The sequence below is a fragment of the Bryocella sp. genome (genome assembly GCF_058498515.1).
The window spans coordinates 14531-31261 of record NZ_JBMHYI010000048.1; the positions used below are offsets into that span (position 1 = coordinate 14531).

A 16731-nucleotide genomic window follows, 5' to 3' on the forward strand; every position below is an offset into this window, starting at 1 on the left:
GTGAATCTTTACTTCGGCGCAGTCACCAGCGTGCGCACATGCTGCGACGTTCGTATCTCCGGCACGCTGCCATCGTTCAGCAGCACTTCCGTCGGCGCAGCCTCCACCAGGATGCGCACCACCGCCTGCGAGTACGGCGCGATCCGCATCCGTTCCGCATGCGACAGGTTCCCCGAGCGCACCACCACCGGCACATCGGCAGTGGCTCCGCCGTCGTTCTTCACCGACACCGCAACCAGCCAGCCCGAGTCATGCCCCTTACCCGCAGGCAGAGCACGCGGCGTCACGTCCAGGAAGCTCAGGTCCGGCAGCCCGGGATCGTTCAGCACCCAGTCATGGAACAGCCACGAGAGGTCCGTGCTTCCCGTCTTCTCCAGCAGCCTCTCGAACGCAACCGCCTGCTCCTCCGCAGTCCCCTTCGCGGGAGGCTCCGCAACCAGTGTCTTGATCGCCGAGCTCAACGCCTCGTCGCCGATCAGCGACCGCAGCATCCAGAACACCGCCGCAGCCTTCCGCCGGTAGTACACCTCCGACGTCGCCGCGATCAGTGGCTGGCCCGTCGCCGCATCCGGAGCACTCGCAGCCGCGGCGGAGTCGAACTCCGGCTCCGCGATCAGCAACGGACGCAGCAGATCGTTCAGCTGCGAGATCGCCGTGTCCCGGTCGTGCTGACTCTCCGTAACCACCAGCGACGCAAAGCCCGCCAGCCCTTCATCGATCCACGGCTGGCCCGTCTGCACCCACGCATGGGCCAGGCTGTAGACCAGCGCGGAAGGATCCTCGCGCGAAGTCAGCGCCGCCGCCGGAGCAACCACCAGCGGCCCATCCTCAAACGCCTGCCCATGATGGTCGACGACCGTGAGCGCGGACAGCGGATGCAGCCCGAACCAGTCCTCAATCACCGGAGCAACGTTCTCCGCCGCATCGTTGAGCTGCTTCGTGACGAGATCACTCGCGGAAGAAACGGCCAGCAGCGGCGGTCCCTGCGTCGCATCCGCCTCAGGTGCGACTACGGCTTGCGGTTTGGCGGCTGCCGCAGCAGCTGCCGCCGGGTTGCTGGAACTTTCCGTCCCCGCACTAAACTCCGGAGCCGCCGTCACCGTCGCAGGACGCACAGGCGTTGCGGCGCCGACTGGCAACGGCGCTGTCAGCACTTCTTTCTCGGCCAGCACGAACAGGCTCAGCGCGCGATATCCCATAGGCTCAGCCGCATACTCCGCCGTCGCAATGCCCGCATTGGTCGCCACTGGAGCATCGGCGTTGTCTGAGATTGCATGCAGCTCCGCACGCCGTCCGTTGAAGTACGCGGCCACCGGAGGCTCGCCCTGGAACTCGATAGCTAGGCGCAAACGCACCGTCGCGTCTGCCTCGCGGATCCGCATGCGGCCAATGGCCTCAAACAGCTCATTGCCCTGCCCCAGGAAATACTGCGGCGAACTCACCGGATACCACAACACATCGCCAAAGCCACGCAACGCAATCTCGCGCGGTCCAGCCGAATCCCAATCCGCATCCACGGCCTGCGTAAGATCCGCGCCGATGCGAGCCAGCCTCGCTCCGCTCTGCGCAACCGCGCCGGAGTAAAACGCATCCAGCTTCACCGACGCACCCGGAGCCAGCGGCGTAGGCAGCGCCAACACCAGCTCATTTGCCTGTCCACTATGGTCCGTGTCGGTCTCGATCAGGTGCTGTGCCAACGCCAGCTTCTGCGTCCCCGCCGGCGTCACCAGAGACACAGCATCCCACTTCAGCGTCGACGAGACCTGCAGCGCGAGCCGCGACATCGGCTCCTTGCCGTCGTTGCGGACCGTCAGAATCGCACGCATCGCCAGCCGCGAACGAGCCGGCGTGAGCCGCGCATCGAGATCGTAGCTGGTGACTGTCAGCGCACTGCGCTCCGCATCGCTCAGCTCGGGGCCTTTCGGCTTTTCGGCGTCGCCAATCTCCACCGGCGCAGCGGCTGCGGCGTCGGAATTCGACGAGGACATCGCACCGGTCTGCGGCGGCAGCGGCTCCTCGGCTCCCGTCTGGTCGGGAGGCTCCGGCGGAGCTCCCTGGCTCTGGAAGAGCACCTTGCCGTGCGGCTTGGCTGGAGAATCAGCTGGCGCTTGTGTTTCAGCGCCTTGAGGCGGCGCGGAACTTGTCGGCGCAGGCGCGGTCTGCGCCCCCACCCACTGCGTGGCGCCGGCGAGCAACATCACCGCCGGCAGCCGAAGAAATCCTTGCATCAGGAACCTAAACCCTTTCGCGGCTTCTTGGCTTTGGACTCCGCCGCCGCAGGCTGGGCAGCGGACGCGTCGCCGGAGATTCCAGTCCGACGCTGCCGCAACGCCTCGTACATCACCACCGCCCCGGCCACGGACACATTCAGCGAGCTCACACTGCCGGCCATCGGAATCCGCAGCAGATAGTCGCACGTCTTCTTCACCAGGTCGTGCAGCCCTGAACCCTCCGCCCCGAGCACGAGGCACACATCCTGCTTGAAATCGAAGTCCGTATAGTCTGGCGTGCTGCGCTCGTCCAGGCCCACGATCCAGACATTGCTCTTCTTCATCGTCTCCAGCGCACGGGTCAGGTTCGTCACCTTTGCGACCCGAACATGCTCGCTGGCGCCAGCCGACGTCTTCGCGACGACCGCCGAGATCGGCGCCGACCGCCGTTCCGTGAGCACTACACCGTCCACGCCCGAGCCATCGGCCGAGCGCAGCAGCGCTCCCAGGTTGTGCGGGTCCTCGACGCCATCCAGCGCCAGGAAAAATCGGTTTCCAGAGGGTCCTGCAGGCGCCTGGAGCAAGTCCTCCAGCGCCAGAAAGCTCCGCTCCGCGACAAACGCAACCACGCCCTGGTGCAGGTCGGTGCGGGTGTGGCGGGTCAGCTGCTCGCGGGGCTCGGTCACCACGCGCACGCGCTTTTCGCGGCAAAGCTCGAGAATGCGCTCCAGCTTGGGGTCGCGCCGGGCCTCGCGCTCGCGGGCGACGGCCACGTGGTCCAGGCGGCGCGCACCGGAGCGCAGCGCCTCTTCCACCGGGTGCAGACCGTACAAAACGTCCATCCCCTTAGTGTATCTGCCCGAGTCACAAATTCGGGCCTGGAACCGCGGCCGGTCGCCTTTACAATGGTTGGGAATTCGTTACAAACCGTTACTGCACGAAGCCTCGCTTTCAGAGACTATTTCTGTATGGGAGACGTCATACCGGACATGAGGGGCGCTGTCGCCAAGGCTGTTGCTATTGCCCACACGGGCGAGCTGGACAACGCTGCGATCGCACGCGGACTGAAGCGCCATGACACGGAGCTGCTCGATTACCTGATCGAGACCTACCAGCACCGTCTGATGCGCTACCTGATGTTCCTCACCAGCCGCCGCGAGGTCGCCGAGGATCTCTTCCAGGAAGTCTGGATTCGCGTGCTCAAGCGCGGCTCCCAATATGACGGCCGCGCGCGCTTCGATACCTGGATCTTCACCATCGCGCGCAACCTCGTCATCGACCTCTCCCGCAAGCGCGTCATGGCTTCGCTCGACGAGATGCGCGAAGGCGGCGACGACGAGCGTCCCTTCGAGATCGTCGAGGACAGCCCCAGCCCGCTCGATCAATTTCAGTTCCGCGAGAACGCCGCGGAGTTGCAGAAGGTCATGCTCACCCTTGAGCCAAGCTACCGCGAGGTGCTCAGCCTGCGCTTCCACGAGGAGATGGCCCTCGAAGAGATCTCGCAGGTCACCCGCGCTCCACTCTCCACCGTCAAGTCGCGGCTCTATCGCGGACTCGCTGCCCTCAAACCAGAGCTCATGCGCCTGCGCGCCCTGCGAATTCCGGAGGCTGATCGATGAACGACGGTCCACGCTTCTCCGAGAAGCAATTCATGAACGGCGCACGCGCCTCCGTGGTCAATCGCACCCGTCGCGTGGTGCGGGAGCAGGCGCTCGTCATGCAGGCCCAGCGCAGCCGCCAACGCAGCCTCTGGGTGCCCGTCGCCCTCTGCTCCACGCTGCTGATCACCATCTTCTACGCCGTATGGTTCCTGCTGGACGGCTACGACATCACGCCCAATGGCGTGCCCGACGCCAGCGACCAGATGTTCCTGGTCACCGTCTGGTCCCTCCCCGTTACCGTGGGGCTGCTGCTCATGGTATGGTTCCGTCGCGGGCGCGGTCGGCCTGCAGAGAACGGTGAGGCCCGGTAATGAGCGTTTGGAGCGCGGGACGGCAGGAGAACGCTTCGGTCTACGGTGACGACGAGCTGCGGATGATCCCGCGTTGGTCCATCGTCGGCGCCATCGTCGTCTTCGCCACCATGCAGTGGGTCTTCCACGTGGTCATGCCGCACCACAAGCACGAGGTCCTCGCGCTGCGGCTGATGATGAGCTACACCTGGGGCGCGCTCTGGGCCAGCTACGTGCTCCTGCTCGGCTACGTCAGCCGCGACACCCTGCGCCGCGGCATGTCGCCAGCCCTGTGGATGCTCGTCTGCCTCGTGCTGCCCGGCGGCATCGGCGCGGTAGTCTACTTCCTGCTCCGCCAGCCCGAGCTCTCCCGCTGCCCCAACTGTGCGACCTCCATCGCCTCCAGCTTCAACTTCTGCCCGCAATGCCAGTTCCAGACCGCCCCGGTCTGCGGCATCTGCCACCGCGGCGTGCGCATCACGGACGTCTACTGCACCCAGTGCGGACACGACCTGGCCGCCGACGGCGCACCATCCCGCCTGCGCGTCTACTCCGACGGCGACTAGCCTTCGCGGCTAGCCAGGCCTCGCGCGATGCCTCGACGCGTAGAATGAACCCCAGGCCATGCCCCGGCCTCTCTGATGGCCACTTCGCTCACAGCGCTGATCATCGATGACGAGCCTCTGGCCCGGCAGGAGCTGCAGTATCTGCTCGATGCCGCCGGCGACGTGGACGTACTCGCCCAGGTCTCCAACGGCATCGACGCCGTGGACCAGATCCGCACCCTCAAACCCGATGTCGTCTTCCTCGACGTGCGCATGCCCGGCCTCGATGGCTTCGCTGTGCTCAAGAAGGTGCTGTCACTCGACAAGCGCGCCCGCCTTCCCGAAGTCGTCTTCGCCACCGCCTTCGACCAGTACGCCGTGCGCGCCTTCGAGGTCAACGCGGTCGACTACCTGCTCAAGCCCTTCGACGCCTCGCGCGTCGTGAAGACTCTCGATAAGGTCCGAGCGCGCCTCGCGCTCACCACCATCGACCGTGCGGCTGACCGTCAGCCCGAGCACGCCGCCGAATCACTTCCCACGATGATCCGCGCTACCGACTCAGGAGACAACGATAGCGACATCGACGAATCCACCGCAGAGGCGCACACCGGACCGGGACGCGGCACCATCGCCGGCATCGTCGCCGGAGCCGAAGCCAAGCTCGACGCCCTGCTGCGCATGATCGAGCGCAACGGGCAGCCACCACGCATCGGCAAGGTAGTCGTGCGCACGCAGAACCGCCTGCTGCTGGTGGATCAGAAGGACGTCTGCTTCGCTTCGATCGAGGAGGGCCGCATCTCCGTTGTGACCAACACGGGCGAAGGCGATTCCAACGTCCGCACGCTCGAAGAGTTGATGGACCAGCTCGACCCCGAGCAGTTCTGGCGCGCGCACCGCAGCTTCGTGGTCAATATCCAGCACATCCGCGAGGTCGTGCCCTGGTTCAAGTCCACCTATCAGCTGCGCATGGACGACCGCAAGCAGACGGAGATCCCTGTCAGCCGCTCGCAGACCAAGCGCCTGCGCGAGCTCTTCAACCTGTAGCGTGATCCGCCGGCAAGACTAAGGCTGCTTCGCTGCAGCCGCCGCGACCTTCCGTTCGTGACGGTGCTGCTTCCACTTCATATAGTCCGGGTAAAACTCCTCGAGGAACGCTCCAAAGGTTCCCTCCGCCGTCACCGTCAATCCTCGCTCGAAGGTCAGCCCTACGCCACGTTGCGATGCCGGGTAATAAACGTTCGAGACGGCGCCCCCAATGATGTTGCCCAGGACGTTGGAGTAGTTCGGCTCCCACTTCCCGTTGTCGCCCTTGCAGCGGACCGTCGAAAGCATTGACAGCATCAGGCGGTGCTTGAAGGTACCGGTGCCGATACGGAAATAGCGCGGATCCTGGTGCAGCACTGAAGGAAGAATCGCATTGCCCCACAGATTGCCGTCGAAGCTGTCCGCGTAGGAAGCACCGTATCGCTTGGCAAAGCCCGCGAACCCCTGGTGCCACTCCGGGTAGGTGTTCTCCGCCTGCTCAATCCCGGAGTCGATGCCCGCAAGCACAAACTGGAATGGGTCGAAGGCGCTGTGGATGAACAGGCTGAACTTTTCTTTGGGACCAATCGGCGCCGCTTCACCACTGCTGACCAGGTTGAACTCCGGCACGATACCTAACAGGCGCTGCTTCTCCTGCTCGGCAATCTCACGCCGCCTTCGCGCCTCATCGTCCTCGGTGCTATTCGGCTGTTTGGCTTGCTGTTCCGCGCTTTGCGTGCTCGACGAAGAACCGGTGGAGGAACCCGCCGGAGTGGGAGACTGCGGCAGTGTGGTCTCAGCCAATTCCGGCAACGAGGCGGAACTGTAGGAATCCGACAGCTGCGGGATGGGTGCGTCGGGCAGCGGCGCCGCGGAATGCACGGAGCCTGTCTGCGCCGCTAACCCCAGAGGGAACGCCAAAAAGGCGCAGAAAAAGCGAGACTTCATCACGGTAAGAGTGTACCCGTTGGAGTCAGACGTTCAGCCGCTCGTTCGAGTTTCTCTTGGTCTCCTGTCACCATCGACCGAAAGCATTCCATGCTTCCCTGTTGCCGCGACTCGAAGCTCGGCGGCGCCGTCTGCTAGCTTGGGAGCACAAACTCTTTCAGGAGGTGCCCCGCATGTGGGCCAGATTCTGGTTGCGACTGCTGGGCAAAGCCCTGCTCTGGGTCTTCGTCGCCGCGCTCGCCCTTTATCCCATCGACTTCATCGTCTGGAAGGTGCGCGTCTCGCGTGGCAGCGGCATGGGCTCGGTGGAGACCTATGACTCCGTAGCCGCAGAAGAAAAGGGCAACAAGGAGGAGTACTTCCCTACCGGCGAGGCTACGACGCCGTGCAGCCATTCGCTCTATCCCCAGGGCGGCAACGCGCCGTGCTGGTGGCTCTCGGGTCATGCGGACCGCGTGGTCCGCTACTGAGTTTGCCACCGAGAGCCTGCGGTTTCCCGCTTCCCGCAATTGTGCGATGACCGGGGATCACCCCCAAAAACCCAGGCGAGAGCGCCGGCGCACCACGACGGTCCCGGTGATAATGGACTCGACTCCCAAAGCCCACGAGGATCTGCTTTGACTTACCTGACGCGCCGACTGCTCCGCTTCGCTGCCTTCCTGCTCGCTGCTGCTTTGGCTGCCGTTCCCACGGTCCGCGCCCAGGCTGGTCCCACTGCGGATCGGCCGACTCGCTTGAGCGTCTTCGCGGGCATCAACGGAACCTACGTTGGGATGTACAACGGACGCAACGCCGGGGCGACGGCAGGCGTCGACCTCGAGATCTTCCATTTCTTCGGGTTCCAGCCGGCGATTGAGCTGCGCGGGACGTACCCGGTGTCGGACGGTTCGGTGGTGGCGCTGAAGAATGGGATGGGTGGGATCCGGCTGGAGAAGCACTATGGCCGGCTGCATCCGTATGGGGACTTCCTGTTCGGGCGGGGCGAGCTGAACTACCAGGATGGTGGCCTACTGAGCAAGGATGGCTCGACCATCTATCTGCAGTCGTTATCGAACGTCTACTCGCCCGGTGCGGGAGTGGATATCGACCTGACAACGCACTTCAGCATCAAGGCCGACGCCCAGTTCCAGCACTACAACTCGCCGATTACGACGAGCGGAAGCGAATGGGCGACGGTGGCCACGGGGGCGGTCGTCTACCGCTTCGGGTTGCGAGGCTATCGCAGAGGGCGATAGCCACGGCCGGCACGGTTAGAAGTTGCGGAAGCGGCCCCCGGTAACGAGCCGCAGCAGCCAGGTGAGCAGGACGGCTCCGATGACGGCGACGAAGACCGTATAGAGGAAGCCCCCGCTGCCGGCATAGCCGAGCGAGACCATGAGGAATCCTCCGATGAGGGCGCCGACCATGCCGACGAGGATGTCGGCGATGGGGCCGAAGCCTGCGCCGCGCAGGAGTTTGCCGGTGATGAAGCCTGCCATGAGCCCGATGATGAGCCACACGATAAGGGTGTGGGAGCCCTCGGTGGACTGGATATAGCGGCTGAAATCAACATGATGGATGTGTGGGCTCGTGTGCATCCGTGCGCCTCGCGACGGTGGGCCGTCAGGTAATCAGAAGCACGCGGGGCGGGGATGGTTGTTTTCCGACGGCATGAAAGCGCGGGGTACCCCCTCCCCCCTTGTTTTGGGTAAGTATTGATTCCTTTGGAGTTAGGGGTGGACTTCCAGCGCAAGTATTGATTCCACATGGGTTACAGGCAACGTCCTGTGCCTTAGGGAGTTAGCGGGTGGGGGGTCACTTTGTTTTGCGTGCTCTCTGGATTCGTGGGAGTGCGGAAGACGGAGGGAGCCTCCGTTTGGATATCTCCGAAGGGGAGATGGTCTCCGGTTTTGGGAGGCCAGTCCTCTGTGGATGGACGCGGGGCTGCCGGCGTAGCCGATCTCGGAGCGCGGGGGTGCGCTCAGTCCGGATCGGCTTCGGGGGGAACTGCGGAGTTTTCGGCGGGGACGCTAGGGATGCGCTTTGACCCAGCTATGGGCGGTGAAGTCCATGGCGATGCTGGCGGCGAGGAGGCCGAGGGAGATGGCCAGCGCGCCGAGGATCCAGCCGAGCTCGATGCGGCCCTTGAGCATGAAGTAGTCGAGGATGCCGAAGACCAGGACGAGGACGGCGGCCTCCGCGAAGAAGGCGGAGCAGCGGCGGGAGGCGATGACGGCCAGGTCGATGAGGCGAGAGCCAGCGAGTGCGCGCCCGGTGGGGGCGGGCATCACGTGCAGGTTGGTGGGGCTGGTGTGGGGTGTGGAGGCGGGTGTTTCGGGTTGGATTTCGAAGCGACGAGCGATTTTGTGAAACATACAGAGACCCTTTGATGCTGCTCTCAGGATCGGCTGTCGATGGGGGCGAGTCCAGTCAATTTACGGTAAATGGCTGATTCCTCAGTGATTAAACCCCACCACTCTTATGCAGGGGTGGCGGGGTAGGCTGGGGGATGTAGAGTGGCTGGGTTGGTGCGATGGATTTGAGGAGGGTTGATGGCACTCAGCTTTGCTACAGATATTCGGCCGCTGTTTCGTGCGGGAGATATTGCGTGCATGAAGCTGGCAGGGGTTCGGCTGGATGATGCGGCGTGGATGTGCGTCGCGGAGAACGCGGGGCATGTGTACCACGCGGTGGCGTCGGGCAAGATGCCGCAGGATGCGCCGTGGAGCAAGGAGCAGGTCGCGCTGTTCAAGGAGTGGATGGACGCGGGGTTGCCGGGGTAGTCGATCTCTGAGTGGTGAGGCTAGGGAGCTGCGGGCGGCGTTGTGACGGCTCCCCGGATGGAACCGGTCGTTCCGGATTTTGGTTGAGAAGCGTGGACCCTTCGCATAGGATTCAGGGCAACGATAAGTGGGGGATTCAGCATGCTTGACCACGAGGTAACGCCGGAGGCTATCTCCGAGGACGATATCGCTATTGAGGACCTTACGGCTGTTCTCGAGATTTGCCGCCGGTTGAGGCCAGCTGGCCGAAAGCGCCTCATAGATACGATCACGACATTTTTCGGCGTTTCTCCCTCCGCTGGCTTCACAGAGGGTCGCGGGGTTGTGCCATCTCATGCGGCCCCCGCCTCCCTTAGTAATAGCCAGCCGGTCCGGCAGGAACTCTCAGCAAAGGAGTTTGTACTTCAGAAGCAGCCGCGGACGGGTGTAGAAAGGGTTGCGTGCTTGGCTTACTATCTCACGCACTTCAGGGATACCCCCCACTTCAAGACTTTGGACATTAGCAAGTTGAATACCGACGCGGCGCAGCCGAAGTTCGCCAATGCAGCGCTGGCGGTAAATGACGCCGCCAAGAGCGGCTATATAATCCCCGTGTCTAAGGGAAACAAGCAACTGAGCGCGGCCGGCGAACTCTTCGTCCAAGCGTTACCGAACCGTGATGAGGCGCGAGCCGCAATGGCGAGCGCCAAACCGAGAAAGAGAAATAAACGGACCCAAGCCGGAAGACCGGAGAGAGAGGCTATCGGTGCCTCAGACGAGTAAGAAGCGGCACAAGGCGCTCCGATTTGCGATTTTCAATCACAAGGGTGGCGTTGGTAAGACCACACTAACCGTGAATATCGCTGCGGCGCTTGCGGATATGGGGAAGCGTGTCTTACTCGTTGACACCGACCCACAGTGCAACCTCAGTTCCTGCCTCCTCGAAGAATCGGTCCTTGACGACCTTCTTGCAAATTCCGATTCTGCCGATGGGCGCACCGTGTGGTCTGCGATCAAGCCAGTGGCAGAAGGGGTGGGTGAGGTCGGATCTCTTCAAGCTATCGAGCTCAGCATCGAGAATCTCTTTCTGGCCTGCGGCGACATAAGACTCTCCGAGTTCGAGGAGGAACTCTCTAGCTTTTGGAGCGAATGCCTTCAGCGGAAGATGCGCGGCCTTAGAGGGACGATGGCTCTAAGCAGCCTGGTCAATCAACTCTGCGGCGAGCACGAGATCGATATAGTTTTCTACGATTGCGGTCCGAATATTGGCCCACTCAACAGAGTGATTCTTCTTGATTGTGATGGGTTCATCGTCCCGGCCGCCTGCGATCAGTTTTCGCTGAGGGCGCTGCGAACAATGGGGCTTACTCTCACTAGCTGGATAACACAATGGTCCCTCATTTCGAAGCTCGCGCCGGAGGATATTTACCTGATCCCGGGATCACCTAAGATGTTGGGTTATATACCTCAGCGATTCAAAGTATACCGTGGAGTTGTCTCCCAAGCGTTTGCCGGATACCTCGCTCGCATCGAGCGAAGAATCATGTCGGATCTCATAACTCCGCTCCGAAAGATCGACAATAAACTTGCCTCTAGTTCGCTAGAAATCAACAAACTCGGACAGGTGAAAGACTTCGGCACCATCGCGAACGCGTCGCAGGTTCAGGGGGTCCCGATGTCTGAGGTGGACGCGGGTACGCCAGCGCAAAGAAGTGATGCAGCACGGGCCTTCCACGGGATCGCGAAAAGGATCCTGGAGCGTGCTAGGTGACGAAACCAGAGAAAAAATTGGTGAATGATCTTGTGGAGCTATATAAAGCCAACCGCGATGAGGTCGCGTTGGCATTAGACCAGCTAAAGGGCCAGATTCTCGCAGACAAAGAGCTCGGAAAATATATCCACTCCATCAAATGGAGGATTAAGGATCCTGAGCACGTGAAGGACAGCTTAGAGCGGAAGATCAAGTACGCGAAAGAGCATCAGGAGAAGTTTGGGATCAACAAAGACAATTTCTTCACCGAATTTTACGACCTGGCTGGCATAAGGATTTTGCACCTACACACTAGGCAGATGGCGAATTTGGACAGGGCACTTAAGAACCGGCTAGACGAAGCACGGTACCAACTCATCGGCGAACCAACGGCACGGACCTGGGATGACGAAACTAAAGCCTACTTTGAGGGTATTGGAATCAAGACGAAGGAGAGCGAAACTCTATATACCAGCGTTCATTACATTCTTCAAACCTTCAGCAAGAGCAAATACACATGTGAGATCCAAGTTCGAACCCTAGCGGAGGAGCTATGGGGCGAGACGAGCCACACGATCAACTACCCTGAAGAAACTGACAGTGTCTCGTGCAAGGAGCAGCTGGCTGTGCTCGCACGTGTCACGTCCGCAGCCACCCGGCTTGTTGATGCGATCTTCCGCTCTCACCTTGAACATATCGAGAACTCGTCCGGCAAGGTCTCAGTCGCCCCGAGAGGGGCGAGAAAATCCCCTTCCAATCGTCGTGGGTTGCGCTCTATTCGCCCCTCACCGGCTTCTCCGGACTAATAGTCTGATCGACGTCACAGCGTCTTATTGCGGCTAGGTGGCAGTGAGGAGCCGGAGGCGGCCACTTCCCGGATCGGGAGCGGTAGCAACTGGCTGGGAGATGCACATAGTGTGTTGTACGGGTTATCGGGTTCCGGCCGGAAGCGCACATGGGAGTGCTCGAACGGGCGGAAATGCAGGTCTCTCGGCTGCGGTTCGCGTGAGGCCGCGAACCTTCGCTCAGGATGACGGTGCTGGGTGGGTCTATGGGGACTGCGGCGGGGACGTACTGCGCGGGCGACTGAACCCTCGAACTACGCGGCGCGGGAGCGTTTGGGGGCTGCCTGCTTCAACTCTGTTTGCATCAGCTGCTGGCGGATGGCGAGAAGAGCCCTGAGCGCTCGGTTTACGGACTCCGAGTCGGGGAATTGCTCCGCGAGATCAGGCTCGACCACGACCACGTTCGTGCCCTTGGCGAGCAGGTTCGTGTATTTGCCGCGCACCGCCTTGGACAGGTCCAGTTTGCGCTCGGCGAGGGGATCAGCCTTCGTTGACTTCTTCATAGAGGTGGCGCTCGGTCGCGGTGGCGACACGTGCGCCGATGAGGCGCACGATGGAGTCGGACTCAGTGTAAACGACGAAGAGGATGCGCTCACGGGTGGATTGGCCGAGCGTGGTGAACCGCTCTTCTTCCCAAGAGTGATCTTCATCCGGCCACGCGGCCCGCAGCGGGTCGGCGAAGACGGTGATGGCCTCGTCGAAGCTGACGCGGTGCTTGCGTAGGTTGGTGGCGGCCTTGCGCTGGTCGTAGGTGAATTGCATGGCAGGGTGATACGGAATGCTCTGAAATCGTGTCAAAACCGCCGAACGATGATATTTCCCAAGAAAACTACAGTGCCAGTTGCGCGCAAATCTCGGTTTTGCGGCTATGTCGCTGAAAGCAAAACGAACGTGCTCCGCACAGTATGTACATACTCTTACTCCACCGTCACGCTCTTCGCCAGGTTTCTGGGTTGGTCGACGTCGCAGCCTCGGCGTACGGCTATGTGGTAGGCAAGTAGCTGGAGGGGGACTACTTCGAGGATGGGGAGTAGGAGCTCGTGGGTGGGGGGGATGTGGATGACGTGTTCCACGAGCTGGGAGATTTCGTGGTCGCCTTCGATGGCGATGGCGATGGCGATGACTCGGCCGGATCGGCCGGTGACTTCCTGGATGTTGGAGAGGGTCTTTTCGTACTTGAGGACGGAGGAGGGGTCGGAGGGGTCTTTGGTGGCGATGACGACGACGGGGAGGGTTTCGTCGATGAGGGCGTTGGGGCCGTGCTTCATCTCGCCGGCGGGGTAGCATTCGGCGTGGATGTAGGAGATCTCCTTGAGCTTGAGGGCGCCTTCGAGGGCGATGGGGTAGTGGATGCCTCGGCCGAGGAATGCGAGAGAAAGCAAGGGCGGAGAAACCTCTCAAGAGGTCGCGGCAGAGGATTTCTCTCGATAGAACTTCCCAAGCAAAAAGCCCGCTTTCGCGGGCTTTTCTTAGCTTCTGCAACCGAGAGAACCATCGGCACAGACAATATGGCGGAGAGTGAGGGATTCGAACCCTCGATAGAGCTTTAGGGCCCTATAACGGTTTAGCAAACCGCCGCCTTCAGCCTCTCGGCCAACTCTCCTACGGGTACAACCGTGGTGCCCCAACGTGACGCAGAACCTGATTATACCTTAGCCGCCAGCGAGAGCCAGTCGCCCGGAGATCCTTGGCGGCACCGTAATTCGTACCCCTCCCAACCCGGCTTTCCGTTACATTCTAGCGAGCGCCCCCGCTATCCCAGCCACTCTGAGGTCTCCCAAAGATTGCGCCTAGCCCGCACCGATCGTGTCCGCCTGCTTCCCCTCATCGGAGCGACTTTTTTCATGGTCGCCGGTGGGCCCTATGGGCTCGAGGACATCCTCGGCGGTGCGGGCTACGTCCGCGGGCTGTTGTTGCTGGCATTCATACCACTGATCTGGAGCCTTCCCGTCGCACTCATGGTTGGCGAGCTCGCCAGCGCCCTGCCCGACGAAGGCGGCTATTACGTCTGGGTGCGCCGCGCGCTCGGACCCTTCTGGGGCTTCCAGGAGGCCTGGCTGTCCATGGCCGCCAGCGTCTTCGACATGGCCATCTACCCCGTCATCTTCGTTACCTACCTGGGCCGCTTCGCGCCCTCCTGGACTGCGGGCCATCGCGCCCTGGGGTGGGAACTCGCCGTCGTGCTCGGCTGCACGCTCTGGAACCTCCGCGGCGCCAAGGCCGTCGGCGACAGCTCCGTCGTACTCATGGTCATCCTGCTCGCCCCCTTCGTCGCCATGATCGGCTTCGCGCTCTGGCGCTGGCATGGCCATGGCACGGGAGCTCTGCTGCAGCCGGTGACCTCGTGCGATCTCGCCACCGCCGCCTCCGTCACCGTGTGGAACTACATGGGCTGGGACAACGCCTCGACCGTGGCGCAGGAGGTTGAGAACCCACAGCGCAACTACCCACGGGCGATGCTGGCCGCCGCTGCACTCGTCGCGCTCACCTACATCCTTCCGCTGCTCGCCGTGGGTCTCGCGGGAATGTCTCCTGAGGCCTTCACCACCGGAGCCTGGACCGACGCTGCGCGCTCGCTCGCCGGACCTGTACTCGCCGGAGCAGTTGTCCTCGGCGGCATGATCAACGGAGCCGGCATGTTCAATCCGCTCATGATGAGCTACACGCGCGTGCCCTTCGCCGTTGCACGCGACGCGGCCCACGACACCATATCCGCCGGCCGCAGCCCCAACCCGATCACCCGCCTCCTGACGCGCGAGACCGCGAACGGCGTCCCCTGGGTCAGCGTGCTCTTCTGTGCCGGCATTTGGGCCCTCGCACTGAACTTCAGCTTCGAGCGCCTTATCTCCATCGATCTTGTGCTCTACGGCGCCGCGTTGTTGCTGGAGTTCGTGGCACTCGCGGTACTGCGCTGGAAGGAGCCCGCCCTCAAGCGGCCCTTCCACGTCCCAGGAGGCAACATCGGGGCCGTCGCCATTGGCTTCGGCCCCGCATGTGTTCTGCTGTTTTCGCTCTGGGCAGCGCGTGGAGAGCACGTAGCCGGAATGCCTGCACTCCTCTTCGCTGCCCTGATCGGTGCGGTCGGCGCAATTGTCTACCTGCTCGGCAGGGTCTTCGCAAAGCGCACGACTCGAAACACCTTAGCCTGAGCTACTTCGCCGCGAGCTCCGCCTTCTTGGCCTCAAAAGCCTGCTGCGCCTCCACGATGATCGCGCGGGCCGTCTCCGCATCCTTCCAGCCCTTCACCTCAACGCGCTTGCCTTCGAGATCCTTGTAGATCGCGAAGAAGTGCGTAATCTCCTTCAGGATGTGCGGATAAATTTCCGAGTAGCAGTTGATATTGTCGTAGCGCGGGTTGCCCTCACCTACCGCCAGGATCTTCTCATCGCCCGCGCCCTGGTCGATCATGTCCAGCACACCGATCGGCCGCACGGTTTGGATGCAGCCCGGAAAGCTCGGCGTATCGACCAGCACCAGCACATCCAGCGGATCGCCATCGTCGCCCAGCGTGCTGGGAATGAATCCATAATCACCCGGGTAGTGCACTGGCGAAAACAGATTGCGGTCCAGCCGGAACACATGCAGCTGCTTGTCGTACTCATACTTGCTGATGCCCTCGAGCGGAATCTCGATCACGGCATTCACCAGCTCGGGGGCCTTTGCGCCCACCGGAAGCTCAAGATAATTCGTCATAAAGGTTGAAGTCTCTTCTTCTCTCAGCGATTGAAAACCTGCAGCGCCGCATCCCTCTTCCATCTCATTTTTGGGCGCGGTGCTCCGCACACAAGTCTACCGTTATCAGCTGTGCAGGCCTAGTCTGCACCCTCTCTTTCTTGCCCATCGCAGAAAGAATCCCGCCTCAGCCAGCGCCTTGACTTAAACTGCCGTCCTAACTCCCAGAGCTCAAACGGCCGCTAAATCACCCCGACTGGATAGACCATGACACTCCCTTCGCGCGCCTGGCGCAGATCATGCAACCGCTTCTTTCTCACAACTCTCTTCCTCGCGCTGCCCATCGCATGCACCCACGCGCAAAACATCCCCACCGCTTACAAGAGCGAAGCCATCTCCGTCTTCGCTGGCTATGAAAACGCCAATCCCGCCTACGCCACCGGTCGCAATAACGGCGCGGCCTTCGGCGTCGACTTCACCCGCTACTTCCATCGCCTGCCCATCGCGCCCTCCCTCGAGGCCCGTGTCAACCTCAACAGCAGCACCGCCACCAAAGAGCGCACCTACCTCATCGGCCTCCAGGGCAGGGTCAGCGTTCTCCACGTCCTTCACCCCTACGCCGACTTCCTCGTCGGCCCCGGCACCATCCACTTCAACCAGAACACTACCTACCTTGGCGACAACTCCATCGTCTTCAACTACGGTGGTGGCGTCGATCTCGACCTCATCCGTAACTTCCAAGCCAAGTTCGACTACCAATATCAGTCCTGGACCCTCGGCACCAACGACCACATCACCCCCACCATCCTCCTCATCGGCATCAACTACCGCATCCCCTTCCGCGACCACAACAAGCAGAGCGATTATCAGTAACCTCTCCTCGCTTGCAACCCCATGAAATCTCATCCCAACCTGTGCCCGCAGTCACGTCTGCCCATCCCCGCCGGATGCTAGGCTGAAGGTCGGGAGTTTTCTTCACCTTGACCCAATCTGAACTCGAAACCGCCGCGTCCGCCCTGCATCCGCACGGCAGCAGCCGCTTCATC

General features: G+C 62.0%; 20 protein-coding genes, 1 tRNA gene and 1 pseudogene. 12 read left to right on the plus strand and 10 right to left on the minus strand.

The window, feature by feature from the left end; genetic code table 11:
- Positions 1-8 precede the first annotated feature (8 nt).
- Together AC5E6W_RS15790 and rlmB are read right to left on the minus strand one after the other, a co-directional pair.
- Positions 9-2228, minus strand: a complete 2220-nt coding sequence (locus AC5E6W_RS15790) for a gluzincin family metallopeptidase (protein WP_491753288.1) — start codon at positions 2226-2228, stop codon at positions 9-11.
- Positions 2228-3052 carry a 23S rRNA (guanosine(2251)-2'-O)-methyltransferase RlmB gene (gene rlmB, locus AC5E6W_RS15795; RefSeq protein ID WP_491753289.1) on the minus strand — a complete coding sequence of 275 codons (825 nt, stop codon included), beginning with the start codon at positions 3050-3052 and terminating at the stop codon, positions 2228-2230. The genes AC5E6W_RS15790 and rlmB overlap by 1 nt, the downstream gene beginning before the upstream one ends.
- 147 nt (positions 3053-3199) lie before the next feature.
- Between rlmB and AC5E6W_RS15800 the strand changes: the two genes are divergently transcribed.
- The 4 genes from AC5E6W_RS15800 (at position 3200) to AC5E6W_RS15815 (ending at position 5750) form a co-directional block, all read left to right on the plus strand.
- Positions 3200-3829, plus strand: a complete 630-nt coding sequence (locus AC5E6W_RS15800) for an RNA polymerase sigma factor (RefSeq protein ID WP_491753308.1) — start codon at positions 3200-3202, stop codon at positions 3827-3829.
- The gene (locus tag AC5E6W_RS15805) at positions 3826-4182 is read left to right on the plus strand and encodes a hypothetical protein (RefSeq protein WP_491753290.1); all 357 of its coding nucleotides are present in this window, start codon (positions 3826-3828) and stop codon (positions 4180-4182) included. The genes AC5E6W_RS15800 and AC5E6W_RS15805 overlap by 4 nt, the downstream gene beginning before the upstream one ends.
- Positions 4182-4727: a double zinc ribbon domain-containing protein gene (locus AC5E6W_RS15810; RefSeq protein ID WP_491753291.1), complete on the plus strand. Its 546-nt coding sequence runs from the start codon at positions 4182-4184 to the stop codon at positions 4725-4727. Before AC5E6W_RS15805 ends, AC5E6W_RS15810 begins: the two co-directional genes overlap by 1 nt.
- 75 nt (positions 4728-4802) lie before the next feature.
- Positions 4803-5750 (plus strand): LytR/AlgR family response regulator transcription factor, encoded by a 948-nt coding sequence (locus tag AC5E6W_RS15815; RefSeq protein ID WP_491753292.1) that lies wholly within the window; start codon positions 4803-4805, stop codon positions 5748-5750.
- An 18-nt stretch (positions 5751-5768) separates the two neighbouring features.
- On the opposite strand, the gene AC5E6W_RS15820 is transcribed toward AC5E6W_RS15815, so the two are convergent.
- Positions 5769-6611, minus strand: a complete 843-nt coding sequence (locus AC5E6W_RS15820) for a hypothetical protein (RefSeq protein ID WP_491753293.1) — start codon at positions 6609-6611, stop codon at positions 5769-5771.
- 239 nt (positions 6612-6850) lie between these two features.
- Here AC5E6W_RS15820 and AC5E6W_RS15825 point away from each other — a divergent pair, with 239 nt between their 5' ends.
- The gene (locus tag AC5E6W_RS15825; protein ID WP_491753294.1) at positions 6851-7147 is read left to right on the plus strand and encodes a hypothetical protein; all 297 of its coding nucleotides are present in this window, start codon (positions 6851-6853) and stop codon (positions 7145-7147) included.
- 147 nt (positions 7148-7294) lie between these two features.
- Positions 7295-7912 (plus strand): hypothetical protein, encoded by a 618-nt coding sequence (locus AC5E6W_RS15830; protein WP_491753295.1) that lies wholly within the window; start codon positions 7295-7297, stop codon positions 7910-7912.
- A gap of 15 nt (positions 7913-7927) precedes the next feature.
- Here AC5E6W_RS15830 and AC5E6W_RS15835 read toward each other — a convergent pair whose 3' ends face one another.
- Together AC5E6W_RS15835 and AC5E6W_RS15840 are read right to left on the minus strand one after the other, a co-directional pair.
- Positions 7928-8254: a GlsB/YeaQ/YmgE family stress response membrane protein gene (locus AC5E6W_RS15835; protein WP_491753296.1), complete on the minus strand. Its 327-nt coding sequence runs from the start codon at positions 8252-8254 to the stop codon at positions 7928-7930.
- Positions 8255-8686: 432 nt separating this feature from the next.
- Positions 8687-9031, minus strand: coding sequence for a hypothetical protein (locus AC5E6W_RS15840; protein WP_491753297.1), 345 nt, complete (start codon positions 9029-9031; stop codon positions 8687-8689).
- A 177-nt stretch (positions 9032-9208) separates the two neighbouring features.
- On the opposite strand from AC5E6W_RS15840, the gene AC5E6W_RS15845 reads away from it, so the two are divergent.
- The 4 genes from AC5E6W_RS15845 to AC5E6W_RS15860 all read left to right on the plus strand — a co-directional run bounded on the left by AC5E6W_RS15845 (position 9209) and on the right by AC5E6W_RS15860 (position 11974).
- Positions 9209-9439, plus strand: coding sequence for a hypothetical protein (locus AC5E6W_RS15845; protein WP_491753298.1), 231 nt, complete (start codon positions 9209-9211; stop codon positions 9437-9439).
- 141 nt (positions 9440-9580) lie between these two features.
- Positions 9581-10201, plus strand: a complete 621-nt coding sequence (locus tag AC5E6W_RS15850; protein ID WP_491753299.1) for a hypothetical protein — start codon at positions 9581-9583, stop codon at positions 10199-10201.
- Entirely contained in the window at positions 10185-11189 is a 1005-nt protein-coding gene (locus tag AC5E6W_RS15855; protein WP_491753300.1) for a ParA family protein, read from the plus strand. The genes AC5E6W_RS15850 and AC5E6W_RS15855 overlap by 17 nt, the downstream gene beginning before the upstream one ends.
- A complete protein-coding gene (locus AC5E6W_RS15860) occupies positions 11186-11974 on the plus strand; it encodes a RelA/SpoT-related domain-containing protein (RefSeq protein ID WP_491753301.1) in 789 nt (262 codons plus the stop codon). The genes AC5E6W_RS15855 and AC5E6W_RS15860 overlap by 4 nt, the downstream gene beginning before the upstream one ends.
- 293 nt (positions 11975-12267) lie before the next feature.
- Here the strand turns inward: AC5E6W_RS15860 and AC5E6W_RS15865 are convergent, their stop codons facing one another.
- From AC5E6W_RS15865 to AC5E6W_RS15880, 4 genes and pseudogenes are all read right to left on the minus strand, one after another.
- Positions 12268-12516: a hypothetical protein gene (locus AC5E6W_RS15865; protein ID WP_491753302.1), complete on the minus strand. Its 249-nt coding sequence runs from the start codon at positions 12514-12516 to the stop codon at positions 12268-12270.
- Positions 12494-12775, minus strand: a complete 282-nt coding sequence (locus tag AC5E6W_RS15870) for a BrnT family toxin (protein WP_491753303.1) — start codon at positions 12773-12775, stop codon at positions 12494-12496. The genes AC5E6W_RS15865 and AC5E6W_RS15870 overlap by 23 nt, the downstream gene beginning before the upstream one ends.
- A gap of 155 nt (positions 12776-12930) precedes the next feature.
- Positions 12931-13380: pseudogene (locus AC5E6W_RS15875) on the minus strand (SIS domain-containing protein); the annotation flags it as partial.
- 142 nt (positions 13381-13522) lie between these two features.
- Positions 13523-13616, minus strand: a tRNA-Ser gene (locus AC5E6W_RS15880).
- A 181-nt stretch (positions 13617-13797) separates the two neighbouring features.
- On the opposite strand from AC5E6W_RS15880, the gene AC5E6W_RS15885 reads away from it, so the two are divergent.
- Positions 13798-15162: an APC family permease gene (locus tag AC5E6W_RS15885; protein ID WP_491753304.1), complete on the plus strand. Its 1365-nt coding sequence runs from the start codon at positions 13798-13800 to the stop codon at positions 15160-15162.
- Between the two features lies 1 nt (position 15163).
- On the opposite strand, the gene AC5E6W_RS15890 is transcribed toward AC5E6W_RS15885, so the two are convergent.
- A complete protein-coding gene (locus AC5E6W_RS15890; protein WP_491753305.1) occupies positions 15164-15706 on the minus strand; it encodes an inorganic diphosphatase in 543 nt (180 codons plus the stop codon).
- A gap of 246 nt (positions 15707-15952) precedes the next feature.
- Here AC5E6W_RS15890 and AC5E6W_RS15895 point away from each other — a divergent pair, with 246 nt between their 5' ends.
- The gene (locus AC5E6W_RS15895) at positions 15953-16558 is read left to right on the plus strand and encodes a putative outer membrane beta-barrel protein (RefSeq protein ID WP_491753307.1); all 606 of its coding nucleotides are present in this window, start codon (positions 15953-15955) and stop codon (positions 16556-16558) included.
- The last annotated feature ends 173 nt before the right edge of the window (positions 16559-16731 follow it).

Excerpts from the sequence above, each read along its gene's own strand:
- AC5E6W_RS15790 (WP_491753288.1), bottom strand. The coding sequence starts at position 2,228 with ATGCAAGGATTTCTTCGGCTGCCGGCGGTGATGTTGCTCGCCGGCGCC.
- rlmB (WP_491753289.1), bottom strand. The coding sequence starts at position 3,052 with ATGGACGTTTTGTACGGTCTGCACCCGGTGGAAGAGGCGCTGCGCTCC.
- AC5E6W_RS15800 (WP_491753308.1), top strand. The coding sequence starts at position 3,200 with ATGAGGGGCGCTGTCGCCAAGGCTGTTGCTATTGCCCACACGGGCGAG.
- AC5E6W_RS15805 (WP_491753290.1), top strand. The coding sequence starts at position 3,826 with ATGAACGACGGTCCACGCTTCTCCGAGAAGCAATTCATGAACGGCGCA.
- AC5E6W_RS15810 (WP_491753291.1), top strand. The coding sequence starts at position 4,182 with ATGAGCGTTTGGAGCGCGGGACGGCAGGAGAACGCTTCGGTCTACGGT.
- AC5E6W_RS15815 (WP_491753292.1), top strand. The coding sequence starts at position 4,803 with ATGGCCACTTCGCTCACAGCGCTGATCATCGATGACGAGCCTCTGGCC.
- AC5E6W_RS15825 (WP_491753294.1), top strand. The coding sequence starts at position 6,851 with ATGTGGGCCAGATTCTGGTTGCGACTGCTGGGCAAAGCCCTGCTCTGG.
- AC5E6W_RS15835 (WP_491753296.1), bottom strand. The coding sequence starts at position 8,254 with ATGCACACGAGCCCACACATCCATCATGTTGATTTCAGCCGCTATATC.
- AC5E6W_RS15840 (WP_491753297.1), bottom strand. The coding sequence starts at position 9,031 with ATGTTTCACAAAATCGCTCGTCGCTTCGAAATCCAACCCGAAACACCC.
- AC5E6W_RS15845 (WP_491753298.1), top strand. The coding sequence starts at position 9,209 with ATGGCACTCAGCTTTGCTACAGATATTCGGCCGCTGTTTCGTGCGGGA.
- AC5E6W_RS15850 (WP_491753299.1), top strand. The coding sequence starts at position 9,581 with ATGCTTGACCACGAGGTAACGCCGGAGGCTATCTCCGAGGACGATATC.
- AC5E6W_RS15865 (WP_491753302.1), bottom strand. The coding sequence starts at position 12,516 with ATGAAGAAGTCAACGAAGGCTGATCCCCTCGCCGAGCGCAAACTGGAC.
- AC5E6W_RS15870 (WP_491753303.1), bottom strand. The coding sequence starts at position 12,775 with ATGCAATTCACCTACGACCAGCGCAAGGCCGCCACCAACCTACGCAAG.
- AC5E6W_RS15890 (WP_491753305.1), bottom strand. The coding sequence starts at position 15,706 with ATGACGAATTATCTTGAGCTTCCGGTGGGCGCAAAGGCCCCCGAGCTG.
- AC5E6W_RS15895 (WP_491753307.1), top strand. The coding sequence starts at position 15,953 with ATGACACTCCCTTCGCGCGCCTGGCGCAGATCATGCAACCGCTTCTTT.